We start from the raw sequence: 17,671 nt of genomic DNA, 5'->3' as shown, positions 1-17,671 counted from the left end.
ATGGAAATAATTATACCGTATTCCGAAATAATTAGGAAGAAAAGGAATTCAGATATATTTGGCGAATTATAGTAAGTAGTACTTAGTTGGGAGTGAGTCCATGAATTTTATAGTGACAGTTAAGAAGCTAACGGAATACCTAAATAATAATTCAGATGTAGCAATTGTAGATGTTCGATATCAATTAGATGACCCTTCTGCTGGAAAGAAGGCGTATGAGAAGGCACATATACCACAGGCAATTTATTTTGACCTTGAAGGGGATTTATCAGATATCCCTAGAAAACATGGTGGTAATCATCCATTACCAAATGCTAATGTTTTAGCTGAAAAACTTGGTGAAGCGGGAATTGATAAAGACACAACTGTTGTCGTGTATGACAAGGGAAATGATATGTTTGCACCTCGTTTTTGGTGGCTGTTACGTTTTTTAGGACATGAAGATGTATACATATTAGATGGAGGATATGAGGCTTGGATTAAAGCGGGACAACCGGTAACTGCAGAAATTTCGACAAAAGTAAGTAAGAAATTTCAACCTAACGTTCAGTCGAATGAGATTGTCGATATCCACCGAATTAAGGAGAATATAATTAATAAGGAAGCAATACTTATCGATTCTCGTAGTTCAGAACGGTATTTAGGAATATCGGAACCACTTTATACTAAAGCTGGCCACATACCTGGAGCAAAAAACTATTTCTGGATGGAAGTATTAGATGAAAACGGTAGATGGAAAAGTAAAGAGGAGCTTGAAAAGCAATTCTCAAAGTTAAATAAAGAGCAAGAGATCATAGTATCTTGTGGTTCTGGGGTATCCGCAACACCAAACATTATTGCACTCAAGATGATTGGGTTTAAAAATGTAAAACTTTATCCAGGCAGTTACAGTGATTGGATATCCTATGAAAATAACCCTGTTGAAACGAAGGATGAAACGAATGACTAATAATAGATGTAGTTGGGTTCCTGTGAATGATGTGCTCTATCAAGAATATCATGATTATGAATGGGGGAGACCTGTACATGATGACAAAAAGCTATTCGAAATGCTTATATTAGAAGGAGCTCAAGCTGGTTTAAGTTGGATTACAATCTTAAGAAGAAGAGAGAATTATCGAGAAGCTTTTAATAACTTTAATGCAGAAAAAATAGCGGCTTACGATGAGGAGAAAATACAATCTCTTTTATTAAATGAGGGAATAATAAGGAACGAAAAGAAAGTCAGGTCTGTTGTAACGAATGCAAAAGCTTTCCTTAACATACAAAAGGAATATGGTAGTTTTGATAAGTATATTTGGCAATTTGTTAATTATGAACCAATTGTAAACTCTTGGAAATCTCACGATGAAGTACCTGCACAAACTGAAGAATCCCAAGCGATGAGTAAGGATCTTAAAAAGCGAGGGTTTAAATTTGTAGGACCAACCATTTGTTATGCATATATGCAAGCAACTGGTATGGTAAATGATCATACAGTAGATTGTTTTCTATATGGAAAGTAAAAAAAGTTCAAGCTACTTTCACAAGGAAAGTAGCTTGGACTTTTATAATCGAAATACCTTAAGTTCATTGTCAAGGTCACTTGCCAATTTTTCTAATTCGTCTGCATTTAGTGAAACTTCTTCCATAGAGCTTAATGTTTGTTGGGCAGACGCAGCAGCTTGTTCCACTCCTGCTGCAGACTCTTCAGACACTGCCGCAATTTCCTCAATCAAATTATTCATATTATTACTATTACCTGCAATATCTCTCAAATTAGAAGAAACATCGGCAATTTTTGAAGCCATATTTGTTACTGATTGATAAATAGTTTCAAAGTTTTCACCTGTTTTTTCTATACGTTTAGTTCCTTCTTTTACTTCTACATATCCATTGTTTAGTGAGTGTACAACCTGGTCGGTTTCGTTTTGGATGCTTGTAACGATGGTATTAATTTCCCCAACAGAAGCCGCAACTTGTTCTGAAAGTTTTCGTACTTCTTCTGCTACTACAGCGAAACCTTTTCCGTGTTCACCTGCTCTAGCTGCCTCAATTGCTGCGTTTAATGAGAGTAAGTTAGTTTGGTCAGCAATATCTTTAATAACTACTACTAATTTAGAGATTTCTGCTGATTGTTTATCAAGACCAAGAACTTTATCCACCACACTAGAAACAATCGTATCAATTTCTTGCATTTGAGAAACAGAAGCTTTCATTAATTCATGCCCTTCATTTGTTAAGGTTAGGACTTTATCTGAAGTTTGTGCAATACCTTGTCCATTTTCTTCAGATTGTTGTACTTTTACTAGAAAATCATTCATCCGCTCTGCTAAGTTGGAAGCACTATTTGCTTGGTTTTCGGAGCCAGTTGATAGTTCTTCCATAGTGGAAGCTATCTGCTCACTACCTTCACGAACTTCATCTGCAGATTGAGATAATTCTCCACTTCTCGTATTTAATGTGTTTGAGGCAGAAGCAACTTTATATAGAATTCCTTGTATATTATCTTTCATTAGATTTGCGGCTGACGCAAGTTGTCCAATCTCATCTTTGCCATCGTAATCTATAGACTTAACTCGTAAATTACCTTCTGCAACTTCCGTTGTCATATTAACTACCTCACGAAGGTTTTTCGTTATACGATTGCTTACAAGTAATAATAAGATAATTCCAAGAATGATTGCACTAATATTTGCTAACGATAAGGTGGTAATACTTATTTGTAAGCTTTCTTCTGACTTAGCGACTGTTGATTGCTGATCAGACTTGACTAGGTCCATCAGTTGATTTACTAACTGGATTGTCTCTTCGCGAAGTTTCGAAGTGTTACTTCGTATGGACATCGCTAAGTATTCTTGATTATTTTCAACTGCATCACTAATCTCGCCATGAAACATTTCATTCATTCTAGTATCATTTTGAACAATTTGATTAAAAAGCTTATGTTGTTCATCGGTATTTAATGTTGCTTGTATCTTGTCTTTTAATTTATCAAACTCTATTTGATAGTCTTCATAAGCATCAACAAAACGTTTTTTCCCCGAGAGGAGATAATCTGCAACTTGTACATCCTTTATTTGAATTAAAGATGCAAGAGAAGACATTTCATTCACACGTTCACTATATTCGTTGATGGCTTCTACATCTTGTTGACCTTTAGTTAGTTGATAATATACTACTCCTCCAGATAGTAAAAATAACACGGCAATTATTAAAAAGACATATAAGTATTTTCTACTTAATTTCACGTTTTGCCAGTTTAGAAAAGACCTTTTCTTCTCTTGTTTATTTGTATTAACCTTTTTTGTATTATTTTTGCGCATTAGAATCCCCCAATTGTTACAAAACAGTCTTAATCTATATATCGGTTATTAACTATTATTTTAAAGTATTATTCGTAAATATTCGACAATTTTTTTAGTAGTTTAAGCGTATTGGATAAATTAGAGGGATATATATAAGTCTTAAAACTATTTCTCGCAATATTAAAACTTAACATTAAAGTTAGTGCTTCTAAACCGCCCCGGAAATATACTGCGCTTTCACTTCCAGTACCGGGGCGACATCTGCTCGAAAGTACCATCGCAGTGTCTACCTCGCCGTGGGCGGCTGGTGAGCCAGGCTGCTACTTGAATAGGCTTCCTTGCTGCCTTGCACCGAGGAAGCCTGCTTCGTAGCGACACTTGCAGACGCAGGTGCATCTGCGGGGTCTCACCGATGCCTTTCCTCCCACAGGACAGACGGTTTTCGATGGGGCGAGTAATCGCAGTCCCAAGGAACGCTTCGACAGCGATACATCGCACGAAGAAAAAGTGTTCTCCTTTTTCGAGGAGTCTCCGTATATTTCCGGGGCTAGTGTGGTGATTCTTCGAAATTTACTGCCTTAATCAAGTCATGTCTCAACCTTTTTTACCAAACTAATTAATCTAAGTTCGGTGTTTTACGATGGTTAGTCGCTTGTTCATATGCGTATCCGAGCTCAATCAATAATGGTTCTGAAAAGGCAAGTCCAGTGAATGTTACTCCAACGGGTTTACCCTCCTCGGTATATCCAGCTGGAACTGTTATGGAAGGATATCCTGCTTTGGCAGCAATACTTGCTCCATAGTTGTTAACAAATAACAGCGCATCTAACTGCTCTTCAGCTATCGCTTTATCAATACCATCTTGTTGTGATAATCTCAAATCTTCCAATCTAGCTCTTAAATATTCTGTTTCTGTTAACCTTCCACTTTTAGACTCAGCTTCTAGAAATATCTTTTGACCATATTTAAGTGCAACACTTGCATGTGTTTGATTATATTGAATAACATCTAATAACGAATAAACTGGTAAAGTTGGATCAACGTCTTTTAAGTATGCGTTGATACCATTTTTAAATTCATGGATCATGACATGCATATTGGAAAATTGACTTGGTAATTCAACTGAACGAACGATGATTGCGCCAAGGTTTTTCATATCTTCAATTGCTTGTTCTACTAAACTTAGTTCTTCTTCTGGAATCCCTTCTAAGTAATTTTGTGGGACACCAATACGTTTGCCTTCTAATCCTTCAGGGTGTAAATATTTCGTGTAATCAGTAACACGATTTGGGTTTGTTTGAGTTGCTGAATCATTTGAATCAGAAGCAGTTAGAGCACCAAGTAAAATAGCAGCATCTGTCACTGTTCTAGTCATTGGACCAGTCGTATCTTGTGAACTAGATATTGGGATAACTCCTGTACGACTGATTAACCCAACGGTTGGTTTAATACCAACTAACGAATTACTGCTTGCTGGACTTAAAATGGAACCACTTGTTTCTGTACCGATGCCAAGTGGGGCGAAATTAGCAGCAATAGCCGAACCAGTACCAGCACTTGACCCTCCTACGTCAAACTCACCGGGCCCATACGGATTTAATACTTGTCCGCCAAGGGAACTATATCCGTTTGGCATTCCAATAGTTAGAAAGTTTGCCCATTCGGTTAGATTTGTTTTACCAAGAATAATCGCTCCAGCTTCTCGTAATTGTTTTACGATAAATGCATCCTCTTTTGCATAATGATCAGCTAATGCTACAGAACCAGCTGTCGTATGCATCTTGTCGCCAGTATCAATATTATCTTTGATCAATATAGGAATCCCATGTAATGGGCCTCGAGATCCCTTTGTTTTTCTCTCGATATCCAATAACTCGGCGATAAATAGGGCCTCTGGATTAATCTCTAAGACCGCATTAAGCTTTGGACCAGCTTGATTATATTTTGCAATTTGTTCTAGAAATGTAAGTGTTAGTTTTTTAGCTGTCAATTTACCGGAATCCATTGCTTGTTGTAATTCTAATACATTAGCTTCTATAAAGTTAGTAGTCATTTTTCTTTCTCCTATTCTTTTACAAATTCACCTACCAAGTGAGTTAGGATTTATAATAATTATTCGACAAACAGGGAGAAACTCCTTTTTTATCGTAATGCATATATTTTTTATCAATTTATGGTTATGTTAAAATGGAAAAGATTTTACATAGAAGGAAGCGATAAAGATGGAATTTGTAACATTGAACAATGGTTTGAAAATGCCAAAACTAGGCTTTGGCGTATGGTTAGTTCCTGATGATGAAGCAGAAATAGCTGTAAAAAAAGCGATCGAAGTAGGCTATCGTTCCATTGATACAGCAATGACTTATGAAAATGAAGAGGGAGTTGGCCGGGGAATTGCTGCATCAGGTGTTCCTCGAGAAGAATTATTTATTACTACAAAACTTTGGAATTCTGATCAAGGTTATGAAAGCACGTTAAAGGCATTTGAAACGAGTCTAGAGAAATTAGGGCTCGATTATGTGGATCTATACTTAATTCACTGGCCAATGCCAAAAGAAGATAAATATGTAGAGAGCTATAAAGCGTTAGAGAAGTTATATCATGATGGTAAAGTTAAAGCTATCGGTGTATGTAATTTTCATATTGAGCATCTTCAGCGTCTGTTAGATGAATGTGAAGTAGTGCCAGTTCTAAACCAAGTGGAATGTCATCCATATCTACAACAGGCAGAATTAAAAGCCTTTTGTCGAGAGCATGATATTTATGTTGAAGCTTGGAGCCCGTTAATGAATGGAAAAGACGTATTAAATGATACTGTTATTCAAGAAATTGCAAATGCACATGGGAAGACGCCGGCACAAGTTATTCTTCGTTGGCATTTACAATATGATAATATCGTTATTCCAAAATCAGTAACTCCATCACGTATTGAGGAGAACTTTGATGTATTCGATTTCGAATTGAGTGAACAAGATATGAAAAAGATTGCAGGGATTAATCGAAATCATAGAAATGGTCCAGAACCGAATGATTTTTATATAAAATAAAAAAGAGAAGTTGGGGGAGAAAACATACTCCTTCAACTTCTAATATCATTTATTTACTTCTGACCGTTTACAATAATATTAACCATCTCTGGAGAATACCTTTTTAGTAGATTAATAGAATCTTCTTCCAATATTCCCCTAAATAATGATGTACTCTTTTCTCAATATAAGGATTGGACTGGATAAATGGTTTCATGTTCATATACTTATCTTCTCTTGCGTACACTACACTGCGAATATTGCCCATAACGATAGAAGATAAACACATAATACAAGGCTCTACGGTTGTATAGATAACACATTCCCTTGCATGCTTTCGTAAATAAGATCCACATTTGTTCATCGCATCAATTTCAGCATGTAAAAGGTTGTTATCGTAAGATTCAATTTTATTGGAACCACGAGCTATAATTTCATTATGATGTACAATTACTGTGCCAATTGCCCGGTCGCCACGCTTCCCGGCATTTTCAGCTTCTTTTAATGCTTCTCCCATAAAATACTCATGATCTAATTCATTAAAATTACTTAGCATCTATATCCCCCGCTTATTAAATTCTTACACTATTATCTGATAAGAATAGAATTTTAACAATAATTCATAAAACATGTAACAATTTCCAATGAAATGTAGTAGACTAAATATGATAAAAATGGTTCATCCATTATGAAAGGGAGTGTTGTCTTATGAGTGCAAAGAAAAGAATGGAAGTAAAACAGAATAAGACTTTTATAATGGGGGAACGATCGGTATAACGTTGGACGTATTCGTATCCTCCGATAAATCAAGGAGGAATAGTACTTGTATAATTTAGACAATTTAGGTTGGAAAAATGATTCTAGGTATAATGAGGATCAAGTTGCCCGTGTTATAACGGTGCAGAAGAATAGTTATCGTGTCTCGGATGGTGAAACAGAATATCATGCACATTTAAGTGGAAAGTTCTTAAATGAAATAGTAAGTTCACTAGATTTTCCATCAGTAGGGGACTGGGTAGAAGTTCAGAAATTACCGGAAGAAAAAAAGGCAGTTATTAAACATGTTCTTCCAAGAAAGAGCCAATTTGTAAGACAGGCCGCAGGTAATAGAACAGATGCACAGGTCGTTGCTGCAAATATTGACACAGTATTTATTGTAAATTCACTTAATCATGATTTAAATGTAAGAAGAATTGAAAGATATATGTTGTTAACATATGAAAGTGGCGCAACTCCATTTATCCTATTAACAAAGAAAGACCAAGTCTCAGAAGCGGAAGTTCAAAAAGCAATCTCATCAGTAAGTGAGGTAGCGATTGGTGTACCAATTCTAACTATAAGTAGCGTAACCGGGGACGGAATGGAGGAGCTTTTAGAACAATTGCAACCTGGAAAAACTTCAGCGCTTTTAGGTTCCTCAGGTGTTGGTAAATCAACTTTAATTAATGCATTGTTCGGTGAAAAGATACAGGAAACAAAAGATATTCGGGAAGATGATAGTAAAGGACGTCACACAACTACTCATCGTGAAATGTTCATACTTCCGAATGGAGCTATGCTTATTGATACTCCAGGAATGCGTGAAATTCAGCTATGGGACGGAGAAACAGGAATAGAAACAACATTTCACGATATTGAGGAATTGGAAAAAGAATGTAAGTTTTCCGATTGTCAACATCATTCTGAACCAGGGTGTCGTGTTCAAGAGGCTATTGCGAATGGGGATTTATCTGAAGAGCGCTATAATAGTTATTTAAAATTACAACGTGAACTAGCATATGAAAAAAGAAAACAAAACCAGAAAGCTAAGATAGAAGAAAAAAATAAATGGAAGAAAATAAGTAAATCCCAAAAAGATTTTTATAAGTACAAATTAAGGTGAAAGAAGGCATTTGTCTAATATGGACAAATGCTTTCCTCTTTCTTAAACTATTAATTTAAAGTATAGTTAACCAAACACTCGACTGACAGCTTGTTCGTATTCATTAAAATAATTTGGTATTTCTTCTGATGAAAGACCAGTACGCATATAGCGTACAATTGATTCGTTATACCATTTTTGATCTGCAATACCTGCATTGAAGTTGTTCCACACTACAGAACCTAGAGTGTTAAGATCTTTTTCTAATCCTAATAAATTATCTAATTTATCGGCAACAATTAAGTATTTTACCTCCTTGACACCATTCTTGATCACATCAATAGTGTGCTGTTTTCGTTCTTTCCAAGACTTTGATTTATCTTCTGTATGTGCAGCCACAAGTTGGGCAACTTTCTTACCAAAATGTTTTTCTATATCTTCTATTTCATAAATAGTGTCCTCCACGACATCATGTAAATAGCCTGCACAGACTAATTCATCAGAAAAACCTTCACTTTCAAGCCTCTGGGCTACCCGTATTGGATGGGTTATATAATCTGCATCGGAGTTCTTTCGCTTCTGCCCTTTATGTGCATGAGTTGCGAATTCTTTTGCCTTCTCTTTCATTATAAATGCTCCTTTCAAGCTATTAATAATTGAAAATCGTTTAGTATGTTAATGTATTCACCATTTTGTTAGATGTCACGTCTTCTAACCTAAAAGTTCATCACTTTACTTTCATTCAAGATTAGAAACAAGTAAACTGTAGTTAGAAAACATGGATTGGAAGTGAACAAAATGGCAGAACAAGGAATTAATAAACGTAAAACAGAACATATTCGTTTATGTCTGACTGACCAAGTCGAAGGTGTAAATAAATCAACTGGATTAGAAGGAATCTCTTTCATCCATAATGCGTTACCAGAAATTAACTTTAATGATATTAATATAGAAACTACATTTTTAAATAAAGCAATTAAAGCCCCATTTCTCGTAAGCTCTATGACTGGGGGATCGGAACTAGCTACAGAAATAAATCATAACTTGGCGATAGCTGCGGAACAAAGAGGATGGGTAATAGCACTTGGCTCAACTAGAGCATTACTTGAAGGTGATAAACATCAAGACTCTTTCTTAATTCGTAAACAAGCACCATCTGTTCCATTAATTGCGAACTTAGGAGCAGTGCAACTTAATTACGGTTACGGCACTGAGCAGGCACAAAAAATTGTAGATATGACAGAAGCAGATGCTTTATACCTTCATTTAAACACACTGCAAGAAGTAATCCAAGATGAAGGGGATCTAAACTTTGATACATTGCTCCCTAAAATAGAAGAACTATGTAAGGTCTTATCTGTCCCAGTGGGTGTTAAAGAGGTAGGCTTTGGTATAGATGGAACAGTTGCGAAAAAATTACATGATGTTGGTGTATCTTTTATAGACGTGGCAGGAGCTGGCGGTACATCTTGGAGTCAAGTCGAGAAGTTACGTTCTAAAGATCCATTAAGAAAACGGGCTGCTGAAGCATTTAATAACTGGGGAATTCCAACTAAAGACTGCATTGTCTCCGTACGTAGTGAGCTAAACAATGTTCCTCTTGTTGCTAGTGGGGGGATGAAGACCGGACTAGATGCTGCAAAAGCAATTACAATTGGTGCAGATGTTATTGGTTTTGCTCGATCATTACTACAAGCAGCAACAGAATCTGCTGAAGCTGTAATAGAAGTTATGGAACAAATTGAATTTGAATTGAAAATTACGATGTTTGGTATCGGAGCAAAGGATTTAGGAGAATTAAAAAATACGAAACGAGTAACTATAATGGGCAAATCTTTATTAGATGAGAGAGACTAAGCGATAAAAACGCTTAGTCTTTTATATTTTCAGCTTAATAATAAGCTCTTAACTAAATTCTGAAGCAATTAAAATAAGTGCTAAGCTAGGCACATTTTTCCAAGCACAACTTTAACTTTTTTATGTAGTATTGTGCTAAAATATTTTTAATAGGAAGAGGTGTGCGGTAAATGAAGATAGAGATATGGTCTGACTTTGTATGCCCGTTTTGTTATATCGGTAAACGTAGATTAGAAACGGCCTTAAATCAATTTGAACATCGTGAAAAAGTTAAGATTGAATATAAAAGTTTCGAATTAAATCCAAAGGCAACAACAAAACCAAGTCAAAGTTTTCATGAGTATTTAGCTACAGAGAAGGGGATATCGATTGAACATGCTAAGGAGCTAAATGAACGGGTTGGTAGGGAAGCATTAAGTGTTGGATTAAAATATAATTTCGATACGATGCAACATACGAATACATTCGATGCTCATCGCTTAGCGAAATATGCTGAATCCAAAAACTTAGGTGAAGAAATGACGGAAAAACTTCTTTATGCCTATTTTACGGATTCAGATTTAATTAGTGATTATGCCACTCTGAAAAGACTCGCGCTTGAAGCTGGATTAGATAAAGAAGAAGTGGAGGAATTGTTAGAAACGAATCGTTATGCTAGGCGTGTTCGCGAAGATCAAGATTTAGCCAAGCAAATTGGCATTAGGGGTGTACCTTTTTTTGTTTTTAATGAGAAATATGCAATTTCTGGTGCACAATCAGAAGAATTTTTTCTAGAAGTATTAACAAAGGTATGGAAAGAAGAAAGTCATCGTTTAACATCAAGTGAATCAAAGACATCTTATTGTACTGGTAACGAGTGTAATCTAGAAGAATAAAGATGTTACTTGAAAGCTTGCTAAATATATCGCAAGCTTATTTTTATGCACTTGTTCAACGTTCCTTTTTGTACTTTGCACTCCCAGTCATTTATTTAAGGAGAATTTATCTAATTTCTTGTTCTTCTTAGAAGACTGTACTCCTTTATTCTCAATTAGAATGATAACGGTTACCTTAAGTGCTTGATTTTATTGTTTCCTATCTATATAATGAAGGTATACTTGGAATGATAATCATTTTCAATTAGTGCATTAAAAATACACAGATTACGAGGATTACAGATGAAATTGTGGATGTTAATTATACTAGGTGTAGTTCTTTCCTTTGTATCGCTATTTATAGGTGCGATTGATATAAAAGTTACGGATTTACTAGAATTAGATTCTGATAAACTCGAAATCTTTCTAGTTAGCAGAGTACCTCGATTGTTAGCGATTATTTTGGCTGGAGCTGGGATGAGTATAGCTGGATTAATTATGCAAAGCTTAAGTCGCAATAAATTTGTATCACCAACTACGGCTGGTACATTAGATGCAGCAAAATTAGGTATAATGATATCTATGTTGTTTTTAACAAATGTGACGTATACACAACAAGTAATCTTTAGCTTTGCTTTCGCTTTAGCAGGAACATTTATCTTTATGCAAATTCTAGAACGAATTAAATTTAAAGATGTTATCTTTGTTCCATTAATTGGAATTATGTATGGTAATATTTTGTCGTCTATAACTACTTTCTTTGGGTATGAAGCAGATTTACTGCAAAATATCTCTTCGTGGTTAATGGGGAGTTTTACTTTAATAATCTCAGGCCGTTATGAACTTCTTTATATAAGTATTCCAGCCATTATATTAGCTTATTTATTTGCAAATAAATTTACGGTTGCTGGCATGGGTGAAGATTTTGCCAAAAACCTAGGATTAAGCTATAAGTTTGTTTTAAATATAGGGTTAGTGTTAGTCGCAATCATATCAACATCTGTTGTATTGACTGTAGGTGTAATACCGTTTCTAGGTCTTATTGTACCCAATATAGTTTCACTATATATGGGTGACAATCTACGAAAAACTATCCCCCATACAATGGCACTGGGCGTTGTATTTCTATTAATCTGTGACATTATTGGGCGTGTCATCATTCATCCTTATGAAATTCCAGTAAATGTTACAGTTGCCGTAATAGGAAGTGCGATCTTCTTAATTATGTTGTTTAGGGGGAGAGCATATGCGAAAAAATAGTATAAAATTATTATCTTTACTAGTTCTAGCTATTATTTGTATATTATTATATGCCTTTTATGATATAAAAGGTGGGTTTGATTATGCTTTTCCAAGACGAGTAGTGAAAATTGCTGCCATGGTTGTGACCGGGATTGCAATTTCATATGCTACTGTGGTCTTCCAAACAATTACTCAAAATCGTATTTTAACTCCATCTGTTATGGGGATGGATTCGATGTATGGAGTCGTACAAACGTTAATCTACTTCTTTGCAGGATCAATGTCCATTTGGGTAGTGAATAAATACTTAAATTTTGGTGCTGCTATTCTAGCTATGGTATTATTTGCTTTAATCTTGTATCGATTTTTATTCCGTTCTGATAAGCATCCAATTTATTTACTTCTATTAATAGGTATGATAATTGGGACGCTTTTAGGTAGTTTGGTAACATTCTTACAAGTTTTAATTGATCCAGTAGAATATTTAGGTCTACAGTCGATGTTATTCGCAAGTTTTACAAAAGTTAAAGTAGAATTGCTATATATTGCGATGGTTATTCTGGCAGCTTCATTTATATATGGTTTTCAAATAATGGGTAAATTAGATGTGATGTCACTTGGGCGTGAGAATGCAATGAACCTGGGGATTAACTATGACCGAATGGTAATGAACATATTAATTTTATCATCGGTGTTGATTGCTACATCCACAGCATTAGTTGGCCCAATTACATTTTTTGGACTAATAGTAGCAAACTTATCCTATCAATTTTTAGTAACATATAAACACTCTATCTTAATATTAGGTGCGAGTTTAATAAGTATTATTGCTTTAGTTGGAGGCCAATTCCTTGTAGAGCATGTTTTAGAATTACGCACAACATTAAGTGTCATCATTAACTTTATCGGTGGGGTATACTTCATTTACTTATTACTAAGAGAAAGTAGGGCTACAAGATGATTAAAATTAGAGAATTGACAAAGCGTTATGGTAAGAAAAATGTTGTAGAAAATGTTTCACTTACTATCCAACCCGGAACCATTACCTCTTTTATTGGGCCGAATGGTGCTGGGAAATCAACACTATTGTCAATGGTTAGTCGTCTATTAGATGCAGATACAGGTGAAGTATTGCTTGATCAAAACAATGTGAAGAAGTGGAAAGCTGATGCTTTTGCCAAACGTGTGTCTATATTAAAGCAATCAAACTTTATGAATGTTCGCTTAACAGTCAGAGAATTAGTTTCGTTTGGACGCTACCCTTATTCAAAAGGGCGGTTGTCGGAAATAGATGAAAAATACGTTAATCAGGCTTTAGATTATATGAATTTAAGGGAAATACAGGATCAATATATTGATGAGCTCTCTGGAGGGCAAAAGCAACGAGCGTTTATTGCTATGGTTATCGCTCAAGATACAGACTATATCTTGCTGGATGAACCATTGAATAATCTGGATATGAAACATTCAGTACAGATTATGAAGATATTACGTAAACTTGTAGATGAACTTGGAAAAACTGTTGTTATTGTATTACACGATATTAACTTTGCATCTGTTTATTCTGACCGTATTGTTGCATTAAAAGATGGAAAATTAGTAAAGAATGGACCTACAAGTGAGATTATAAACTCTGCGTCTCTCCGCGAAATTTATGATATGGATATACCTGTACAGGTACAAAATGGTTGTCGTATTTGTGTATATTTTAATTCTCATGCTTAATTGAGATTACATTACGTCTTAAATAAATAGTTCGTTGACACGACTATTAGTTTAAGACGTATTTTTGTTTTACGTATAATTTCTGTTAACTACTTTATACTTAAAACGGAGGCCTTTCATAGTTTTTTGTAAGCGCTAAAAATTTTAGATAATTTTTTCGTTTTATATATTGACTATTAGTAAAGTCCAATCTATAATGAAAATTGTTATCAATGATAATGATTATCATTCTTAATAAAATACATATAGGGGGAAAACCTAATGAAAAACTGGAAAATACTTAGTATTATGTTTTTAATGGTAATTTTTGTCCTTGCTGCTTGTGGTGGAGATGATTCTGCAAGTAATAATGAGGATAATTCAAATAATAATCAAACAACTGGTGAAGAAGGATCATCTGGAGAATCTAGCTCAGCATACCCGATGACAATCTCTCCAACTGTATCATCTAGTGAAAATAGAGATGGAAGCGAATCATATACGTTTGAAGATGTAACATTTGAATCTAAACCAGAAAATATTGTTGTGTTCGATTATGGTTTCTTAGATACTTTGGATGCACTTGGTGTAGAAGGAATTGTAGGAGTTGCTAAAGATTCTTCATTACCAGAGCATCTTAGTAAATATGCAGGCGAAGATTACGGAAGTATTGGAACGTTAAAAGAACCTTTACTTGAGGATATTGCAGCTTTAGAGCCAGACGTAATCTTTATTTCTGGACGTCAAGCTCCATACTATGAACAGTTAAAAGATATCACACCAAATGTTGTTTTCGTTGGCGCAGTACAGGAAGACTATTGGAACACATTCTTAGCTTCTGTAGATATCGCTGCTAAGATGTTTGAAAAAGAAGCGGAAGCAGAAGAATACCTAGCAAAATATGATGAAGCGTTAAAAGAAATTGAAGAATTAGCTGGTAATTATGAAACTAGTTTAGTGACGATGTATAACGAAGGCAACTTATCAGGATTTTCTACAAATTCTCGTTTTGGCTATGTCTATGATGTTTATGGATTCAAACCGGTAACTGAAGATATTGAATCTTCTTCCCACGGTTCTAACTTCGGATTTGAAGCAATTTTGGAATTCGACCCAGAAGTATTGTTTGTAATTGATCGTACTGCTGCTGTTGGCGGTGAATCAAATATCGAAAAAGATTTAGAAAATGCTATTGTTAAACAAACTGTTGCTTATCAAAATGATCGAGTAGTATATTTAGATGGACCTCTTTGGTACTTAAGTGGCGGGGGATTACAATCTGAACTAGCAAAAATTCAAGAAATCTTAGATGAATTAAAATAATTTACTTGCTTATCAAAAGCTCTCATTAGTGGAAAACACTATTGAGAGCTTCTTTTATTATGAGTCTAATGTGTGAGTAAAACGATTATATACTATTCTTGCAATGGATATCTAAATTATGGTTGAATAGAACTACAACGATAGGAAATGAGGAATAACATGAAAAAATTCTTATTCATATTAATGATAGCGCTACTAGCTGTACTAGCGGCATGTGGAGAGGATAAAGAAGGAAATAAAGAGCCAAAAGATATCGTATTAGAAGAAGATGAAAAAGTTGATGAGGAAAAAATTGTCATCACTATTAATGAAGAGGATGTTAATGGTAAGCAATACAATACGACATATCTCCAAACAAAAATCTTAGCCTATCAATTAGGTCAAGATATTGATGATAAAGAAAATATTAAAGATATAACACTGAATGAAATTATTGCTCAGGAGCTAATTAAACAGGAAGCAGAAAAGCATGGAATATTACCATCTGAAGAATTAGTTCAGGAAGAATTAGATGCATTAAAGGAACAAGGGGAAGAACAGTTTAATGCATATAAGGAACAATTTGGTTTAACAGAAGAATCCCTTAAAGACCAGATTCGGTTTAAACAAATTCTAAATCAATTTATTGATCAAGAAATTGAAGTAGAAGAAGTAACGGAAGAAGAAATTAAAGAGGCATATGATAACTTGAAAGAAGATATGGAAAATATTATGGAATATGAAGAAGCGGAACCAATTATTAAAGATCAACTTACACAACAACGTGAAGCTGATGCACTTAAAGTTAGAGTAGAAGAATTAATGGAAACAGCTGAAATAAAAAAGCATATTTAGAAGAGAGGCACATGGCAATGACCGTGTGCTTTTTTACTTTCTACAAACTTATAAAAAGTTTCATGAAATCTTACTATATACAATGTAAATGCACATTTTTTTATTGATATACTAGAAATGAATAAATTATTATAAGCTGGTGTTTACTATGTATATCAAGAAGCTGTTTTTAGTAACTGCAGGGCTTGTCTCCTTATTGTTGGCAGTTATTGGGATATTTTTACCATTAATACCAACTACACCACTTCTATTATTAGCAGCAGCTTGCTTTATAAGGAGTTCAGAGCGATTATATGAGTGGTTAATCACAAATAAGTATCTAGGCCCATATATTAAAAATTATCGAGAGGGTAATGGAATCCCTTTACAGGCTAAAATTATTGGAGTTACATTACTATGGATTTCTATGCTCTTTACAATCTTCTTCGTGGTACCTCTTCTTGTTGTGAAAGTACTATTGGCAGGGATAGCTGCATATTTTACGTGGTTTATTTTAAAGCAAAAAACATTAATAAGAGCTCATTAATATGAATTAGGAATGTAATATATTATTATGCATATATATTCAGATAGTGTTGTATATAAGAAACTCTAATAAAGCATACACTAGGTATTTATTCTGTATAATGTGGCATGAATTGCAAAAATACCTTACAATAAGACAGATAGCTTTATTTTGTACTTTAATTAAAGGAATGATTTTTTGTGATCAATCATCATGTATATGAAAAGCTGATTCACATTACATCGGAGAAAAATGTAATGGTTAATGAGCCTTTAAAGAGTCATACGTACACCCGTTTAGGTGGATTAGCTGATTTACTTGTAACTCCAGAAACATATGAAGAAGTTCAGCAAATTGTTAAGCTTGCAAAGGAAGAAGATATTCCTTTTACGTTACTAGGAAATGGATCTAACCTAATTGTAAAAGATGGCGGTATCCGTGGTATTGTCATGAATTTAAATAAATTAAATGAAATAAGAACGGAAGGTACTAAAGTTATTGCCGGAAGTGGTGCTAGAATAATTGATACCTCTCGTGAAGCGTTAAAACAAAGTCTTACAGGCCTAGAATTTGCATGTGGCATTCCAGGTTCAGTAGGTGGAGCATTGTATATGAATGCTGGAGCCTATGGTGGTGAGATAAAAGATTGTTTAGAAAGCACACTTGTTATTGACCATAATGGTAATCTTTTATCACTCCAAGCTAAAGATCTGGACTTAGATTATCGTACAAGTAATATTCCAGATAAAGGATATATTGTGTTAGAAGCAACATTTGCTCTAAATGAAGGTAACTATGATGAGATTAAAGCAGTAATGGATGATTTAACGTTTAAGCGGGAGTCAAAACAGCCGCTAGAATACCCATCTTGCGGAAGTGTATTTAAGCGTCCACCAGGTTATTATGCTGGAAAGCTAATACAAGATAGTGGTTTGCAAGGTACGCAAATAGGAGGAGCCCAAGTTTCCCTAAAACATGCAGGATTTATTGTGAATATAGATAATGCCACGGCAAATGATTATTTACAATTAATCAAACATGTTCAAAAGACTGTAAAAGATAAATTTGGAGTTACGCTTGAGAGGGAAGTACGAATAATCGGTGAAGATATAGAATAAGAAGCTGTGCAGGTGCACAGCTTCTTTTTGCTTGTATAAGAGTATAAAGGGGGACTGTCC

17 protein-coding genes are annotated in these 17,671 nt (G+C 34.7%); 13 read left to right on the top strand and 4 right to left on the bottom strand.

All coding sequences use genetic code 11. The annotated features are described in order from the left end of the window. Positions 1-100: 100 nt before the first annotated feature. Together IEV35_RS15000 and IEV35_RS14995 are read left to right on the top strand one after the other, a co-directional pair. Positions 101-949, top strand: coding sequence for a sulfurtransferase (locus IEV35_RS15000; RefSeq protein WP_188385477.1), 849 nt, complete (start codon positions 101-103; stop codon positions 947-949). Then, positions 933-1,505 (top strand): DNA-3-methyladenine glycosylase I, encoded by a 573-nt coding sequence (locus IEV35_RS14995; protein ID WP_188385504.1) that lies wholly within the window; start codon positions 933-935, stop codon positions 1,503-1,505. The genes IEV35_RS15000 and IEV35_RS14995 overlap by 17 nt, the downstream gene beginning before the upstream one ends. 42 nt (positions 1,506-1,547) lie before the next feature. Here the strand turns inward: IEV35_RS14995 and IEV35_RS14990 are convergent, their stop codons facing one another. Continuing rightward, entirely contained in the window at positions 1,548-3,305 is a 1,758-nt protein-coding gene (locus tag IEV35_RS14990) for a methyl-accepting chemotaxis protein (RefSeq protein WP_188385476.1), read from the bottom strand. A gap of 598 nt (positions 3,306-3,903) precedes the next feature. Continuing rightward, positions 3,904-5,340 (bottom strand): amidase, encoded by a 1,437-nt coding sequence (locus tag IEV35_RS14985; RefSeq protein ID WP_188385475.1) that lies wholly within the window; start codon positions 5,338-5,340, stop codon positions 3,904-3,906. Positions 5,341-5,509: 169 nt separating this feature from the next. Between IEV35_RS14985 and IEV35_RS14980 the strand changes: the two genes are divergently transcribed. After that, positions 5,510-6,334: an aldo/keto reductase gene (locus IEV35_RS14980; RefSeq protein ID WP_188385474.1), complete on the top strand. Its 825-nt coding sequence runs from the start codon at positions 5,510-5,512 to the stop codon at positions 6,332-6,334. A gap of 103 nt (positions 6,335-6,437) precedes the next feature. Here the strand turns inward: IEV35_RS14980 and IEV35_RS14975 are convergent, their stop codons facing one another. Further along, positions 6,438-6,869, bottom strand: a complete 432-nt coding sequence (locus IEV35_RS14975; protein WP_188385473.1) for a nucleoside deaminase — start codon at positions 6,867-6,869, stop codon at positions 6,438-6,440. A gap of 267 nt (positions 6,870-7,136) precedes the next feature. Between IEV35_RS14975 and rsgA the strand changes: the two genes are divergently transcribed. Then, positions 7,137-8,195 carry a ribosome small subunit-dependent GTPase A gene (gene rsgA, locus IEV35_RS14970; RefSeq protein WP_188385472.1) on the top strand — a complete coding sequence of 353 codons (1,059 nt, stop codon included), beginning with the start codon at positions 7,137-7,139 and terminating at the stop codon, positions 8,193-8,195. A gap of 66 nt (positions 8,196-8,261) precedes the next feature. On the opposite strand, the gene IEV35_RS14965 is transcribed toward rsgA, so the two are convergent. Next, complete coding sequence (locus IEV35_RS14965) at positions 8,262-8,801, bottom strand: HD domain-containing protein (protein ID WP_188385471.1); 540 nt, start codon at positions 8,799-8,801, stop codon at positions 8,262-8,264. Positions 8,802-8,972: 171 nt separating this feature from the next. On the opposite strand from IEV35_RS14965, the gene fni reads away from it, so the two are divergent. The 9 genes from fni (at position 8,973) to murB (ending at position 17,611) form a co-directional block, all read left to right on the top strand. Next, complete coding sequence (gene fni / locus IEV35_RS14960; protein WP_188385470.1) at positions 8,973-10,031, top strand: type 2 isopentenyl-diphosphate Delta-isomerase; 1,059 nt, start codon at positions 8,973-8,975, stop codon at positions 10,029-10,031. Between the two features lie 170 nt (positions 10,032-10,201). Next, entirely contained in the window at positions 10,202-10,906 is a 705-nt protein-coding gene (locus IEV35_RS14955; RefSeq protein WP_188385469.1) for a DsbA family oxidoreductase, read from the top strand. Positions 10,907-11,188: 282 nt separating this feature from the next. Then, complete coding sequence (locus IEV35_RS14950; RefSeq protein WP_188385468.1) at positions 11,189-12,145, top strand: ABC transporter permease; 957 nt, start codon at positions 11,189-11,191, stop codon at positions 12,143-12,145. Then, positions 12,132-13,088 (top strand): iron chelate uptake ABC transporter family permease subunit, encoded by a 957-nt coding sequence (locus tag IEV35_RS14945; protein ID WP_188385467.1) that lies wholly within the window; start codon positions 12,132-12,134, stop codon positions 13,086-13,088. The genes IEV35_RS14950 and IEV35_RS14945 overlap by 14 nt, the downstream gene beginning before the upstream one ends. Then, positions 13,085-13,852: an iron ABC transporter ATP-binding protein gene (locus tag IEV35_RS14940; RefSeq protein WP_188385466.1), complete on the top strand. Its 768-nt coding sequence runs from the start codon at positions 13,085-13,087 to the stop codon at positions 13,850-13,852. Before IEV35_RS14945 ends, IEV35_RS14940 begins: the two co-directional genes overlap by 4 nt. A 261-nt stretch (positions 13,853-14,113) precedes the next feature. Next, positions 14,114-15,154: a siderophore ABC transporter substrate-binding protein gene (locus tag IEV35_RS14935; RefSeq protein WP_188385465.1), complete on the top strand. Its 1,041-nt coding sequence runs from the start codon at positions 14,114-14,116 to the stop codon at positions 15,152-15,154. Between the two features lie 159 nt (positions 15,155-15,313). Continuing rightward, positions 15,314-15,988: a SurA N-terminal domain-containing protein gene (locus tag IEV35_RS14930; protein WP_188385464.1), complete on the top strand. Its 675-nt coding sequence runs from the start codon at positions 15,314-15,316 to the stop codon at positions 15,986-15,988. A gap of 148 nt (positions 15,989-16,136) precedes the next feature. After that, positions 16,137-16,514 (top strand): YbaN family protein, encoded by a 378-nt coding sequence (locus tag IEV35_RS14925; protein ID WP_229740766.1) that lies wholly within the window; start codon positions 16,137-16,139, stop codon positions 16,512-16,514. Positions 16,515-16,693: 179 nt separating this feature from the next. Beyond that, positions 16,694-17,611: a UDP-N-acetylmuramate dehydrogenase gene (gene murB / locus IEV35_RS14920; RefSeq protein ID WP_268237934.1), complete on the top strand. Its 918-nt coding sequence runs from the start codon at positions 16,694-16,696 to the stop codon at positions 17,609-17,611. Positions 17,612-17,671: the final 60 nt, after the last annotated feature.

This window comes from Ornithinibacillus halotolerans (assembly GCF_014637405.1).
GTDB classification, from domain to species: Bacteria; Bacillota; Bacilli; order Bacillales; family Amphibacillaceae; genus Ornithinibacillus; species Ornithinibacillus halotolerans.
The sequence above is the reverse complement of the archived record's forward strand: the minus strand, read 5'-3'. Positions and strand labels throughout refer to the sequence as shown.